The 13,133-nt window shown below is 72.2% G+C and carries 13 protein-coding genes; 9 read left to right on the top strand and 4 right to left on the bottom strand.

The genetic code is table 11. The features are described from left to right. Positions 1–2: 2 nt before the first annotated feature. The gene (locus MTES_RS11905; protein ID WP_013585509.1) at positions 3–326 is read right to left on the bottom strand and encodes a hypothetical protein; all 324 of its coding nucleotides are present in this window, start codon (positions 324–326) and stop codon (positions 3–5) included. Between the two features lie 91 nt (positions 327–417). Here MTES_RS11905 and MTES_RS11910 point away from each other — a divergent pair, with 91 nt between their 5' ends. Further along, positions 418–1,713 carry a chloride channel protein gene (locus MTES_RS11910; RefSeq protein ID WP_043361378.1) on the top strand — a complete coding sequence of 432 codons (1,296 nt, stop codon included), beginning with the start codon at positions 418–420 and terminating at the stop codon, positions 1,711–1,713. A gap of 91 nt (positions 1,714–1,804) precedes the next feature. Here MTES_RS11910 and MTES_RS11915 read toward each other — a convergent pair whose 3' ends face one another. From MTES_RS11915 to MTES_RS11925, 3 genes are read right to left on the bottom strand one after another with little or no spacing between them, the layout of a single operon-like run. Beyond that, the gene (locus MTES_RS11915) at positions 1,805–2,383 is read right to left on the bottom strand and encodes an AAA family ATPase (RefSeq protein ID WP_013585511.1); all 579 of its coding nucleotides are present in this window, start codon (positions 2,381–2,383) and stop codon (positions 1,805–1,807) included. Positions 2,384–2,437: 54 nt separating this feature from the next. After that, on the bottom strand, positions 2,438–3,730 hold the full coding sequence (locus tag MTES_RS11920) for an MFS transporter (protein ID WP_013585512.1): 1,293 nt from the start codon (positions 3,728–3,730) through the stop codon (positions 2,438–2,440). A gap of 54 nt (positions 3,731–3,784) precedes the next feature. Further along, complete coding sequence (locus MTES_RS11925; protein ID WP_013585513.1) at positions 3,785–4,435, bottom strand: bifunctional 4-hydroxy-2-oxoglutarate aldolase/2-dehydro-3-deoxy-phosphogluconate aldolase; 651 nt, start codon at positions 4,433–4,435, stop codon at positions 3,785–3,787. A 75-nt stretch (positions 4,436–4,510) separates the two neighbouring features. Between MTES_RS11925 and MTES_RS11930 the strand changes: the two genes are divergently transcribed. Genes MTES_RS11930 through MTES_RS11965 form a run of 8 tightly spaced genes read left to right on the top strand, consistent with a single transcriptional unit; the run spans position 4,511 to position 13,102 of the window. Beyond that, on the top strand, positions 4,511–5,302 hold the full coding sequence (locus MTES_RS11930) for a DeoR/GlpR family DNA-binding transcription regulator (RefSeq protein WP_013585514.1): 792 nt from the start codon (positions 4,511–4,513) through the stop codon (positions 5,300–5,302). Positions 5,303–5,358: 56 nt separating this feature from the next. Beyond that, positions 5,359–5,967 (top strand): nicotinamide riboside transporter PnuC, encoded by a 609-nt coding sequence (pnuC, locus tag MTES_RS11935; RefSeq protein WP_013585515.1) that lies wholly within the window; start codon positions 5,359–5,361, stop codon positions 5,965–5,967. Continuing rightward, entirely contained in the window at positions 5,954–7,030 is a 1,077-nt protein-coding gene (locus tag MTES_RS11940; protein WP_419865646.1) for an AAA family ATPase, read from the top strand. Before pnuC ends, MTES_RS11940 begins: the two co-directional genes overlap by 14 nt. A 9-nt stretch (positions 7,031–7,039) precedes the next feature. Next, positions 7,040–8,611, top strand: a complete 1,572-nt coding sequence (locus MTES_RS11945; RefSeq protein WP_013585517.1) for an AAA family ATPase — start codon at positions 7,040–7,042, stop codon at positions 8,609–8,611. Continuing rightward, positions 8,608–9,255 carry a hypothetical protein gene (locus MTES_RS11950; protein ID WP_013585518.1) on the top strand — a complete coding sequence of 216 codons (648 nt, stop codon included), beginning with the start codon at positions 8,608–8,610 and terminating at the stop codon, positions 9,253–9,255. The genes MTES_RS11945 and MTES_RS11950 overlap by 4 nt, the downstream gene beginning before the upstream one ends. Further along, entirely contained in the window at positions 9,252–11,069 is a 1,818-nt protein-coding gene (locus MTES_RS11955) for an NAD/NADP transhydrogenase subunit alpha (RefSeq protein ID WP_013585519.1), read from the top strand. The genes MTES_RS11950 and MTES_RS11955 overlap by 4 nt, the downstream gene beginning before the upstream one ends. After that, on the top strand, positions 11,062–11,670 hold the full coding sequence (locus tag MTES_RS11960) for a hypothetical protein (RefSeq protein WP_013585520.1): 609 nt from the start codon (positions 11,062–11,064) through the stop codon (positions 11,668–11,670). Before MTES_RS11955 ends, MTES_RS11960 begins: the two co-directional genes overlap by 8 nt. Beyond that, positions 11,663–13,102 (top strand): AMP-binding protein, encoded by a 1,440-nt coding sequence (locus MTES_RS11965; RefSeq protein WP_013585521.1) that lies wholly within the window; start codon positions 11,663–11,665, stop codon positions 13,100–13,102. The genes MTES_RS11960 and MTES_RS11965 overlap by 8 nt, the downstream gene beginning before the upstream one ends. Positions 13,103–13,133 lie beyond the last annotated feature (31 nt).

Here is a 13,133-nt window from a genome sequence, read left to right on the forward strand (position 1 = left end):
AGTCATGACAGAGAGCTGAACCACACGTACCCGGGCGGGACGAGCATCAGGATGCCGAGCCCCACCGCGGTGATCGACCAGGCGCGGCGGCCGCCGCGACGAATCGCCACGACGATCCCGATCACGGCCAGAACGACGACGATCACCCCGCCGAGGAGCAGGAAGGGCAGCAGGATGATTCCCAGCCACCAGATCGCGTTCATTTCGGGGATGAGGCCCACGAGGAAGACGAACAGCGTCGGCAGGAGGACGACGGCGGCGAGGACCACGGCGACGATCCCGAAGACGTCGGCGGGGCGCCGCGGAGAGGCGGGGGGAGGGGTCATGCGGTCACGGTAGCGCGCTCCGGCCCGGTCGCGCGCGCGGTGACGGGGAGCTCGTCACGGGACGGTAACGCGGGTCCGTTAGCGTTGCGGGGTGACAGCAGAGCCCCTGGCGCCGACGCGCCCGCATCGCCGTGCCGTGCTCGCGCTGTCCAAGCTCGGCCTCGCCACCCTCATCGTCGGTCTGGCGACAGGTGTCGCCGTGCTCCTGCTGGTGTGGATCGTGCACTCGATCGAGCACCTCGTCTGGGGACACGAGCAGGGGCCGTTCCTCGACGGGCTCCCGCTGCCGTCGCCGTGGTGGCTTCCCATCGCGACCGTCGGCGGAGCGGGTGTGATCGCCGCCCTCGGCTGGTACCTGCTGCGGCGCTTCGGACGCACTCTCGCCACGGTCGAGCAGGGGGTGGACGGGAAACGGATGCCGTGGTGGGAGACGCTCGCCGACACCGTCATCCAGGTGACCTCGGTGGCGCTCGGTGCCTCGATCGGTAAAGAGGTCGCCCCGCGCGAGCTGTCGGCGATGGCGGGATCGAAGATCGTCGGCTGGTTCGGCCTCGATGCCCGCTGGCGGCGCATCCTCATCGCCTCGGCCGCCGGGGCGGGTCTCGCGGCCGTCTACAACGTGCCGCTCGCGGGTGCCCTGTTCGCGATCGAGATCCTGCTCGCGCAGTTCAGTGTGGGCGCGGCGGTCGTCGCCCTCTCGGTCAGCGCGATCGCCACGTTCGTGGCCCGGCCGCTCGTCGGCGACGGGTCGCTGTACCAGGTCCCCGCGCTCGAGGTGAACGCCTCGCTCGTCGTCGCGGCCCTCCTCATCGGGCCGCTCATGGGCTGGGGTGCGACGAGCTTCGCGACGGTGACGAAGGCGCTCGGGCGGTTCCGCCCGAAGGGCTGGAAGCTCCTCGTCGTCCTTCCCCTCACCTTCGCGGCCGTCGGCGTGCTGGGCGCGTTCTTCCCGCTCATCCTCGGCAACGGCCGTGCCCTCGCCACCGCGGGCTTCGACCTGTCGCAGCCCGCCCTGCTCCTGCTTCTGCTCGCCCTGCTCAAGTACGTGGCGACGACGATCTCCCTCGGCTCCGGGGCGATCGGCGGCACGCTTCAGCCTTCCGTCGCTGTCGGGGCGGCGCTGGGCGCGGCCGCGGCCGCCGGGTGGGCGCTGATCTGGCCGGGGGCGGACGGCACGGCGCTCGCGATCATCGCGGCGGCCGCGTTCCTGGCATCCAACATGCGGGCTCCCTTCACCGCGATCGCGTTGATCATCGAGTTCACCGACACCGGCTTCACCCTGTTGCTGCCGATCTTCCTCGCGGTGGCGGGGTCGCTCGCGGCCTCGCGGCTCAGCTCGCGCGCGGGGCTGCGACGGTTCACACCGATCGATCCGGCTCGGCCCTGATCGCGACCGGGTCGAGGTCAGCCGGCCGTGGTGAAGCGGGCGGCGGCGAGGTACGCGGCGGCGAGGTGCGCGGACCGGGGACGGGTTCGGCTCAGACGAAGGCGGCCAGGGCGGCCTCCAGCGCCGCGGGATCGGCGCCCGGGGCGCTGTTGTCGAACAGCACGTGGTGTGCCCCACGCCATCGGCAGTCCGCGGCCTGCGCCGTGGCCCAGAACTCGTCCCAATGGGCGAGCTTCCAGGCATCGCGGCCGTAGCCACGGGAGTCGACGCGATCGCGGACGAGGGCGCCGTCGACCGTCACATGCACGACGGTGATGACGACGTCGGCGGGCCAGCCGTGCGACGCGGCGGCACGCTCGAGGTAGTCCTCTTCGGGGAAGTACCGCACGAAAGGGGCGTCGAGCACGACATCGTTGCCCAGACGCAGGTTGTCGCCGGCGAGGCGGAGGAGCGTCGCGTACTCCAGCCCCATCACCACGCTCTGGTAGTAGGGGTTGTTGTCGCGTTCGTTCTTGTCGCTGCCCGCTGCTTCGAGGAGAGCCTCGGTGAACGCGGTCGCGACGGAGTCCTTGTCGAGATAGGCCGCGCGGATGCGTCGGGCGATGAGGGTGCTCACGGTCGACTTGCCGCTGCCGGCCGGGCCGATCACGAAGAAGAGTCGTGCGGTCATGGGTGTTCCTCCGGGAGTGCGGGGAGGACGAGAGGCCGTCCTCCCCGCACGGAATCAGGATGCCGCGACGGAGCGGTCCTTGACGAACAGGCCGTACGACAGCGCGCCGACCAGAAGCAGTACACCGCCGATGAGGAACACCGTGGTGTAGTTCCCCCCGGTGGAGGCGAGGATCGCGCCGGTGACGACGGGGGCGACGGCCGCGCCGATGAACCCGCCGAAGTTCTGGATCGCACCGAGGGACGCGACCTGGTTGGAGGGGGCGACGTCGGAGGCGAGGGTCCAGAGGCATCCGATGGGCACCTGCGAGGCGAAGTAGCCGACCGACAGCAGCACGATCGCGAGCGGGGTGCTGTCGACGTACGCGACGGGGAGCACCGCCGCGGCGGCGAGGACCGCCCCGCCGACGATCGGGATCTTGCGCGCGCGGACCGTGTTCACACCGCGACGGACGAGACGGTTCGAGAGCCAGCCGCCGAAGATCACGCCGATGATGCCGCAGAGGAACGGCAGCGATGCGAGCCACCCGCTCTGCGCGAGGCTGAAGCCGCGAGCGGTCTGCAGGTAGCTGGGGAGCCAGGTGAGGTAGACCCACACGGTGTAGAAGATGCCGAAGGCGCCGAGCACCATGAACCAGGTGTTCGACTGCAGCAGCAGGCGTCCCCAGCCGACCTTCTCGACCGATGCGGCGACGCGCGCCTCGGCCTCGGCGCCCTTGATGAGCGCCTGCTCCTTCAGGGTCGGGTCGCGGTAGATGCGGAGCCACACGAGGGCGACGACGATGCCGAAGGCTCCGACGATGATGAACATGCCACGCCAGCTCATCGTCAGCAGGAGGAAGGTCAGCAGCGGCGGGGCGATCGCGTTGGCGATCTGCGAACCCGTGTTCACGAGCGAGACCGGGAGCGCCCGCTCGGACTTGTTGAACCAGCGCTCGTTGACCTTCAGCGCCGAGGTGAAGAACGGCGACTCGGTGATGCCGAGAGCGACGCGGCAGGCGTAGAGCACGCCGAACGAGTTCGCAGCGGCGGTCACGATCGACACGAGCGACCACGCGCCCGCGGCGAACGCGAACATCTTCTTGGGCCCGAACTTGTCGACGAGGTAACCGGCGGGGAGGTTCGCGATCGCGTACGGCCACGAGAACGCCGACAGCAGCAGACCCATCGCGAGCGGGTCGAGCCCGAACTCTCCGGCGATCGTGGTGTTCGCCACGCTGAGGGTCGAACGGTCGAGGTAGTTCACCACCCCGCCGAGGATGAGGAAGCCGACCAGGAACCATCGGATCCGGATCGTCTTCTTCTCGTCGCGCGTGAGCACCGGCGCGTCAGCCGTCGTCTCGCTCATGGTCCACTCCTTCGTGTTCGGGTGGCGGCGGACGTCGCGGTCCGCCGCGGGGGGTCAGTGCGGCGTGCGGGCGCTCGCCACGGCGGCGAGGAAGTCCGCCGCTGCTCGGGTGACGTCGGCCATGTCGCCGGTCGGGCGTGCGGCCTTCGTGATGGCGCTTCCGACGCCGACGGCGAGGGCCCCGGCACCGAACCAGTCACCGACGTTGTCGCGCGTGGCGCCGCCGGCCGGGAGGATCGGGGCGTGCGCGAGCGGCGCCATGACCGTGCGTAGGTAATCGGGACCGGCGATCTCGGTCGGGAAGAGTTTGACGATGTCGGCGCCGGCCTCCATGGTGGCGACGATCTCGGTCGGGGTGAACGCCCCGCTGATCGTCACGGCCTGGTAGCGGTTGGCGGCGCGGATCATGTCGGGGTTGAGGTTCGGGCTCACGAGCATGCGAGCCCCGGCCTGCACGGAGGCGACAGCCATCTCGGCATCCAGAACCGTGCCGACACCCACGGCCACGTGATCGCCGAACTCGTCGGCCAGGGTGCGCACGACCTCGAGTGCCCGCGGCACCGAGAGGGTGATCTCGAGGGCACGGATGCCGCCGGCCACCGCTGCACGGGAGACGGCAAGCGCCTCGTCCGGGGAATCGAGCCGGACGATCAGGACGACGCCGGTGTCGATGACGGAGGAGAGGACTTCATGTTTCTTTAACATCGTGGCACACCGTATCACGAGAATTAACACAGAAGAACATGATGTCTCACCGCCGGGAGGCTTAGGCTCGGAGGGATGTCGACACCGCCACCCCTCATCCCGGAACAGCGTCAGCGCGAACTGATGCGTCTCCTGCGCGGAGCGGGGGCGCTCAGCATCCGCCATCTGGCCTCGTCGCTGGGGGTGTCGCACATGACCGTGCGGCGCGACATCGCCGCGCTCGAGGACGAGGGTCTGGTGGATGCCGTGCAGGGCGGCGTGCGCCTCCGCGAACGCACCGGCGTGGAGCCCCCGCGCGAGCGCGGCTCTCGCGCAGTCCTCGAGCTGCCGCGCAAGGAGGCCGTCGCGCGTCGCGCCGCCGCACTCATCGCCGACGACATGACCGTCTTCATCGATGCGGGGACGACGTGTCAGGCCCTCGTTCCTCACCTCACGGCGCGCCGCGGACTGACCGTGGTGACCAATGACTTCTTCACCGTCTCGGCGCTCTACGCGCACCCCGCGATCGAGGTCATCCACACCGGCGGGGTGGTGGATGCCGCGAGCGGTTCGTCGAGCGGTGCCCTCGCCGCCGCCACCGTCTCGGCCATGACCCTCGACCTCGCGATCCTCAGCACCGGAACCTGGGACACCGCGCACGGGCTGACGACCCCCGAGCTCGACAAGGTCGTCTTGAAGCGAGCGGTTCTGGATGCCGCGACCTCGGGCGCCCTCGTCGCCGACAGCACGAAGTACGGCACCGCGGAGCGTTTCCGGGTCGTCCCCCTCGACGCGCTGGACGTCATCGTGAGCGACGCCGAACTGCCCGAGAGTGCGGCCGCGGCGATCGCCGAGATGGGCGTGGAGCTGTGGACAGCCGAGGAGTGACGCGACACCGGGGATCGGCGCGCGTGTCACCTCACCCGCACGCCTAGGCTTCTCGGGTGATCGAGTGGATTCTGGCCGAGTGGACGCAGATCCTCGGCTTCGCGACGGGCGCCGCGTGCGTGATGCTGGCGGCCCGGCGGAACGTGTGGACGTACCCGATCGGTATCGCGAACAACCTCGTCTTCCTGGTGGTGTTCGTGCCGGCGGGGCTCTACGCGAGCGCCGCCCTGCAGGTGGTCTACCTCGTGCTCGGCGTGCACGGGTGGCTGCGGTGGACCCGCGGCGTCGAGCACGACCGCGAGTACGTCGCCCGAACACCCCGGTGCGCCGTGCCCTGGCTCATCGTCGCCGCGGTGGCGGGGACGGCCCTGCTGACCTGGGTTCTCGCCACCTTCACCGACTCGCAGGTCGCTCTCGCGGATGCGGCGACCACGTCGGCGAGCCTCGTCGCGCAGTACATGCTCAACCGCAAGTGGATCGAGAACTGGTTCGTGTGGATCGGGGTGGACATCGCCTTCGTGGCGCTCTCGATCGCCACCGGACTGTGGATCATCGCCGCGCTGTACGCCCTGTTCATCGTGCTGTGCGTGAGCGGGCTCTGGTCGTGGCGCCGCGTGCAGAACGAGGCGAGGGATGCCGAGCCCGCGGCGGATGCGCGTGCCTGAGCGTCGCTACCGGCACGGGGTGGTGGTCGGCAAGTTCTACCCCCTCCACGTCGGGCACGCGCACCTCATCCGCTCGGCCGTCCGCGCGTGCGAGCGGGTCACGGTCGAGGTGATCGCGGCATCCGTCGAGTCCATCGCGCTCGAGAAGCGCGCCGCCTGGGTGCGCGAGGACCACCCGACGGTGCGGGTGGTCGACCTCCTCGACGACACCCCGGTGGACTTCGCCTCCGAGACCGCGTGGGACGCGCACACCGCGACCATCGCGGGACTGCTCGACGAACCGGTCGATGTCGTCTTCACCTCCGACGAGTACGGCGCAGAGCTCGCGCGCCGCCTCGGCGCCGACTGGGTGCAGGTCGACCCCGGTCGCCGGATCAACCCCGTATCGGGGACCGCGATCCGCGCCGACCTCGACGCGCACTGGCACGAGCTGTCGCCGGCGGTGCGCGCCGGCCTCACCGCGCGCGTCGTCGTGCTGGGCGCCGAATCGACGGGCTCGACCACGCTCGCCGAGGCGCTCGCCGCCGAGCTCGGGACCCTCTGGGTGCCCGAATACGGCCGCGAGCTGAGCGAGACCCGCGAGGGGGGACTCGAGGCGCCGTGGCGTAGCGACGAGTTCGACCTCGTCGTCGACCGGCAGATCGCCTGGGAACAGGATGCCGCGCGCCGGGCACCGCGGCCCGTGCTCATCTGCGACACCGACGTGCTCGCCACCGCCCTGTGGCACGAGCGGTACGTGGGCACCCCGGCGCCGCGCATCCTCGAGCGGGCCGCGGCGCACCGGCCGGTGCTCTACCTCCTCACCGGGGATGAGATCCCCTTCGTGCAGGACGGGATGCGCGACGGAGAGCACATCCGCGCCGACATGCAGGAGCGCTTCCGCGAGGTGCTCGCGGGGCAGTCGGTGCCCTGGTTCGAGGTGCGGGGGAGCGTGGCCGAGCGGGTGGCATCCGCCCTTCCGGCCATCCGTCGTGCGGTGGCGGAGGCGACCTCGTTCGCCGCCCCCATGGAGGGGAGACCGCCCGCGGAGCAAGAGGAGCTTCGTCGGCGGGCCGACGGTTAGGCTGGCGCGATGGCGGACCGCTGGCACAAGCTCTCGCAGGCACCCACCACGTCGGCCTCGGGCGAGGGGACGGCCCCGATGACGGCCGCCGACCTCTTCCGCGACACCGCCGAGACGGTCGTCGTGCCGCTGGATGAGAAGCTGCGCCAGACGTACTACTGGATCGTCAACCGGGCGGTGATCTCGCCGTACTACGACGTCGAGTTCTCCTCCGGGGCGCCGCTCGCGTTCACCCTCGGCGACGCCGGGGCCGAGCTGACGCTGCCGAGCGAGGCGTCGTTCTCGTCGAACGTCCTGCTCCCGCTGCTGAGCTTCGCGGTCGGGGGCAAGTGCCTGCTCGTCGGTGGTCCGGGGCGCGGAAAGACGACCGTCGCGGTGCTCATGGGGGTCCTCGCCGGTTCCACGCCCGACGACGTGCGCCGCGGGGTGCAGCAGGGGCAGCCGCAGCTCACGATCAGCGACCTCGTCGGCATCCCTCTTCCCCGCGACCTCATGAACGCCGCGAGTCTGGCCGAGGTGGGCGTCGCGTGGCGCGACTGGCTGTCGCGGCCGGTCAAGATCGTCGACGAGTACAACCGCATCCCCACCAAGACCCAGTCGGCGCTGTTGACGATGGTGGCCGAGGGGTACGTCGAGAGCCACGACCAGCTGCGGAAGACGGCGCCCGCGTCGGGTGTGGAGAGCTGGTTCTTCACCGCGAACGACGATGCGGGCGGAGGGACGTTCCCCGTCATCCAGGCGCTCCGTGACCGCATGGACGTCACCGTGCCGGCGGCCGGGTTCAACAGCCGTTTCCTCGACGAGCTGATCACGCGCGTCGAGGCGGGCGAGAAGCCCGAGGAGCACGTTCCCGCCGAGCTCGTCTTCGCCCCCGACGAGCAGACCGCGATGCGCGCCGCGATCCGCGCGGTGCCGGTGCCCGCCGACGTGCGACGGCGGCTCGAGTTCTTCCTCAGTCACTTCGAGTTCGTGCAGGGCGGCGGGCGGAGGTTCGAGTACCGCACGAAAGACACCGTCACCACCGCCGGCGGCAAGGTCGCCGAGACGATCGAGGCGAACTCCGGGGCCGATCTCATGGCCGACCTCGGCGCCCAGACGCTGAACGGACTGTCGGTGCGGGCGCTGCAGACCCTCATCGTCTACGCCAAGGCCGTCGCCTGGTTCCGCGGGCGCGACGCCGTCTCGCTCGCCGATGTCGCGGCGATGGTGCCGTTCGTGCTGCGCGGGAAGCTGCTGCCGAACCCCACGCACCCGCGCTTCGACGTCGGCGTCGAACGGGAGCTGTCGACCGACCTCATGAGCTGGCTCAGCGACCTGTTCGCCGAGTCGTGCCGCCAATACGACGCCCTCGGGCGCGGGCGCAAGGACCCGGTGGGCGAGCTCCTCGCGCAACTGGATGCCGGACTCGACGGGGTCTCCGCGGTCGAGGCCTCGCGCCGCTTGACCGCGATCGAGGCACGGCTGCGCGCCGCGTCGGCGTCGGGCAAGCTCTACGGGCGGGACTTCGACGACCTCACGGCCCTGAAGTACCTGCACCAGCGCTACACCGCGTACCTCCGCTGGGTCGAGGGGCGCGCGTGATCCGCCGCCCCGGGCATCTGGCCGACACCGAGCCGCCGACCGGGGTGCCCACCGACGTCGCGGGCCTCGATCTCGAGCGCGCGGGGTTGAACGTCGAGGCGGCCGGGGGCTCCGCCGAGCGGTTTTGGCACGCCCTCGCCGCCGGGCAGGCAGCGCTGCCGGCCGGTGCCTCGACCGATCTCGTCGTCACGCTCGCGGGGATCGCGGGCTGGCGCGCCGGCGTCCTCGGACTCCGCGGCGACGCCCTCGCCCATCTCGCCGAGGTGCCTCCGGTCGCCGCCGCGGCGGCTCTCGGGATCCCGGAGACCGAGCTCGACGCCTTCGCCGAGCGGCAGCGCGTCGACCGGTTCTGGTGGCCCGGACGCGCGGCCGCGCGGGGGTACGTGTGCGCGGTCGGTGGATTCGCGGGTCTCGGGGGCGCCTGGACGGCACCGCCGGGCGACGCGCGTCCGCTCGACGACGACGGTTCCTTCACAGTGCGCACCGGGGAGCGCTGGTGGCGAGTGGATGCCGATGTCTGGGGGTCGCGTCTGGTCGCTCTCGACCGCGAGCCACCGCCGGGACACGGCGCCGGGGCGACGGCATCCCTCCTCACCTTCGCCGAGTCGTACCTCGCGTGGGTCTACGTTCCGGAGACGGCGTGAAGACGGCCGCGCTCGAAGGGGACCTCCGCCGCGCGTGGGAGAGCGCGCAGGAGCTCTGGGGCGTGCACATGCACGACGCCGAGCTGCGGCCGGGCGCCGGGAAGACGCACGGGGCTCCGGCGTGGTTCCGCTTCCCTCCCGCGATCGTCGTCGATCCGCGCATGGTCGCCGAGCTCGGCGGGGCCGACGAGATGGAGAGCGTCTTCGCGCACGAGCTGGGGCATCACGCGCTCGCCCCCGGGACGCGGCTGGACTCGTTGAAGATCCGGCATCAGCTCGCGCGGACGCTCGTGGCGGCCGGAGCGACGTCCGTGCGCGACGACGACGTCGCGATGCTGTCGAACCTGTGGACCGACCTGCTCGTGAACGCCCGGGTGGGTCTGCTTCAGCGCCGTCGGGACGGGCCGGGGGAACCGGGCATCGTGCGGCTCTCCCGGTCGCTCTATCGGGCCTCGCGCGACACGGGCGGCCGACTGTGGTGGGTGTACCTGCGCACGTACGAGTTGCTGTGGGATCTGCGTCCCGGGACGCTCTGCGCGGTCCAGCCCCCGCCGGCACCGGCCCGGCGCGCCACCGGGGCGACGACGGAAAGCCCCCTCGAGAGGATTCCCGAGCGACATCGCGAGGCCGAGCAGAAGCTGCGCGAGGCCCGGGCCGAAGCCGAGCGCGTGTCGCGCGAGCTCGCCGAGGCCACCATCACGCGCCCGGGCCTCGATGCCGACCTCCTCGCCGGTCTCGTGCGCACCTTCGCGGGCGATGCCGTCTCGGGTGCGCTGCGCTTCGGGGTGCTCGTCGCGCCCTACCTCGTGGCGGAGCGGGCCGCGGGCGCGTCGATGCCGGGTGGGGAGTGCTCGGCCGACGGCGCGCCGCCGGGGGCGGCGGAACTCGGCCGCGTGCTCGCGGATCCCCGGCTGCGGGAGCCGATCCCCGTCCCCGAAGGACGCTCACCCGGTGCCGCGCGTTCGGCGCGGAAGGGCGCGGGGCAGGCCCTCGGGGTCGCCCGCACGCTCGAGCTGTACGAGGGAGCGGACCAGGATGCCGTGATCGCGGCGTGGTACCGCGCCGAGGCCGCGCGATGGGTGCGACCGCTCACGCAGCGCGCCCCCGCGACACCCGCCGAGGAGCTGCCGGGACCCGTCGAGACCTGGGAGACCGGCGACGATCTGGCCGACCTGGACTGGCCCGCGACGCTGCGCGCCGGCGGGGCGGTGATACCGGGGATCACGACCCGGCGCCGCTCGTACCTCGCCGACGACCCGCTGCCGCGCGAGACGAGCATCACCCTCGACCTGTACATCGACTCGTCGGGGTCGATGCCGAACCCGCGATCGGGGTCGCCCGCCGTGCTCGCCGGCACGATCCTCGCGTTGTCGATCCTGCGCGGCGGAGGGCGGGTGCGGGTGGCGAGCTTCTCCGGCCCCGGACAGGTCGGCGGCAGCGAGACCTTCACGCGCGACGCGGGGCAGGTCGTCCGCGATCTCGCCCTCTTCTTCGCCGGGGGCACGACCTTCCCCCTCGACCTGCTGGAGCGCCGCGCCGAAGGGCACGGTCGCGCGACGGCGGAGGAGCGCCGCCACCTCGTCGTGCTCTCGGACGACGGTCTGGTGTCGATGTTCGGCGCGGGCGATCCCGACCGGGCCGATGTCGCGGCGCGTGTGCGTTCCACGCTCACCACCGGCACACTCGTCGTCCTCGACCGCTCGCGACGGGTGGAGCCTCTCGCGAAGGCGGCCGGCTACGAGATCCTGTACCTGGAGACGATGGATGACGCCCCCAGGGCGTGCGCGGAACTCGCGGAGGTGCTGAATGGCTGACGCCGACACGCTGCTGCAGGTGTGGTCGAGCCTCGCGCCGCCGGAGGGGGAGACCTGGGCGTCCGCACGTCCCGGACCCCCGCTCGACGCGGTCGCCGCGCGGTTGTCGAGCGTGCCGCGGTCGTTCCTCGACGACGACGTCTCGATCGCCGCGCTGTCGGGCGACATCGCCGGGGTCGCGTGCGCCTCCGCCGCCTACGCCGAGGATGCCCGGGTCCGCCGCGGGGCCGCGATCGGGCTGTGGCTGCTCGCGAGCGAGGAGCTCGTCGAGCCGTTCGACCCGACGCTGGCCGGGCCGTGGGCGCTGCGGGCCGTCGACTCTCTCGCGCTCCGGGTCGCGCCGGTCGTCGACCCCCTCGACTGGCTCGCCGACGACGAGCGGCGCGAGGAAGCCGCGCGCACCTTCCTGCTGTGGGCCGGGTTCGTCCCCGCCGGAGAGGACCGCGAGACCGCCCGGGCCCTGTGGCAGGCCCGCGATTCGCTCCGACGCAGCAGCGCGCTCGCCGAGGCGTACGCGGCGTACGAGCACCGCGAGGAGATCGCCCGGCGCCTGGCCGAAGCCCGCGCGAAGGAGGCGGCGGCGAGGTACTCGAGTGAGTGATCCCGACGGTCTGCTCCTCGGTGCCGGCGCCGGCGGCGAGCCGGAGCCGGCGGCGGTGCCCGACCCCGACGACCCCCTCGCGCTCGGGGAGTACCGCCCGGGCTCCGCGGCGGTGCTGACGGACGCCGAACGCTGGCCGACCCTCGACGCCGAGGCCGCCGCCCGCCTCGACCGGTGGCGGACGCATCCCGCGGCACCCACGTGGGTGCACGCGACCGGCGATCGGCTCACGGCCGAGGCCGTCGAGCGCACGCGCACGCCGCTCCCGCTCGAGGGATGGCTCGACGAGCACCTCGCGACCGCCCGGAAGCTGCCGTTCTACCGCGGACGCGCGGGCCTCTCGACCCTCGCCGACTTCCCGCCCATCGGTCGCGCCGATCTCGCGGCCGACGTCTCGGCGTTCGTCCCCCTCGACGCCGACCTCGACCGGATGCTGCACGGCACGAGCTCGGGCTCGACGGGGGCGGCGCTCGTCATCCCCGACGACGTCGAAGAGGTCGCGCGCGGCTTCCACCTCCTCTTCGATCTCGCCCGCCGCGCGGGCGTTGACTGGACCCCGGATGCCGAGCGCCTGGCGCTCGTGTGGGTGCTCCAGCAGCGCCAGGCGTTCACGTACGTCTCGCTCATCAGCGGCTTCGCGCACCGGGCGATGGCGCGCGTGAACCTCGACCGCCGCGCCTGGCGCGCGGCATCCGATCGCTCCCGTTTCCTCGCCGCAGCGGACCCGCAGGTGATCTCGGGAAACCCGACGAGCCTCGCCGAGCTGTTGAGCGACGACCTGCGCGGGGTGCTGCGGCCGCTCGCGCTGTTCTCGGGGGCGATGGCGCTGTCGGGGCCGCTCCGCGCCGAGCTCGAGGCCGCGTTCGCCTGCCCGGTCATCGACGTCTACGGCCTTCACGAGACCCGGCCGATCGCGGCGCGCACCGATGACGGGCCGTTCCGGGTGCTGGACCGGCGCGTTCTCGTCGAGGTCCTGGATGCCGAGGGGCGCCCGGTCCCGGAGGGGACGATGGGCGAGATCGTCGTCACGGCGGGCGAGAACCCGCTGCTCCCGCTCGTGCGGTACCGCACCGGCGATGTCGGCCGGCTCGTGCGTCTCGCCGACGGCGGCGTGGCGATCGCCGACCTCGAGGGGCGCGAGCACACCGAGTTCGTCACCGGGGCGGGCACGCGCGTCCCCTCGGTCGACCTCACGCAGCAGTTGCAGAGTCACGGGGCGCTCGGGTGGGCGGTCGTGCAGGGTGCGTCCGGGGCGGTCGCGGCGACGGTGGTCGGCGGCGATGCCGAGCGGATCCGCGCGGCGCTGGAACGGCTGCTGGACCAGCCCGTCGAGGTCACGCGGGTGGAACGGCTCATCGATCTCGGCGAGGGCAAGCCGCGACGGTTCGTCTCGCACGCGGTGGACCCGGGGCGCGAGACCGCGACGGCGTGACGCGAGCCCCCTCCCGAGACGGGGAGAGGGC

It is taken from the genome of Microbacterium testaceum StLB037 (assembly GCF_000202635.1).
GTDB classification, from domain to species: Bacteria; Actinomycetota; Actinomycetes; order Actinomycetales; family Microbacteriaceae; genus Microbacterium; species Microbacterium testaceum_F.

Coding starts and splice junctions, on each gene's coding strand:
- MTES_RS11915 (WP_013585511.1), bottom strand. CDS start 2,383: ATGACCGCACGACTCTTCTTCGTGATCGGCCCGGCCGGCAGCGGCAAG.
- MTES_RS11920 (WP_013585512.1), bottom strand. CDS start 3,730: ATGAGCGAGACGACGGCTGACGCGCCGGTGCTCACGCGCGACGAGAAG.
- MTES_RS11925 (WP_013585513.1), bottom strand. CDS start 4,435: ATGTTAAAGAAACATGAAGTCCTCTCCTCCGTCATCGACACCGGCGTC.
- MTES_RS11945 (WP_013585517.1), top strand. CDS start 7,040: ATGGCGGACCGCTGGCACAAGCTCTCGCAGGCACCCACCACGTCGGCC.
- MTES_RS11940 (WP_419865646.1), top strand. CDS start 5,954: ATGCGCGTGCCTGAGCGTCGCTACCGGCACGGGGTGGTGGTCGGCAAG.
- MTES_RS11930 (WP_013585514.1), top strand. CDS start 4,511: ATGTCGACACCGCCACCCCTCATCCCGGAACAGCGTCAGCGCGAACTG.
- MTES_RS11960 (WP_013585520.1), top strand. CDS start 11,062: ATGGCTGACGCCGACACGCTGCTGCAGGTGTGGTCGAGCCTCGCGCCG.
- MTES_RS11905 (WP_013585509.1), bottom strand. CDS start 326: ATGACCCCTCCCCCCGCCTCTCCGCGGCGCCCCGCCGACGTCTTCGGG.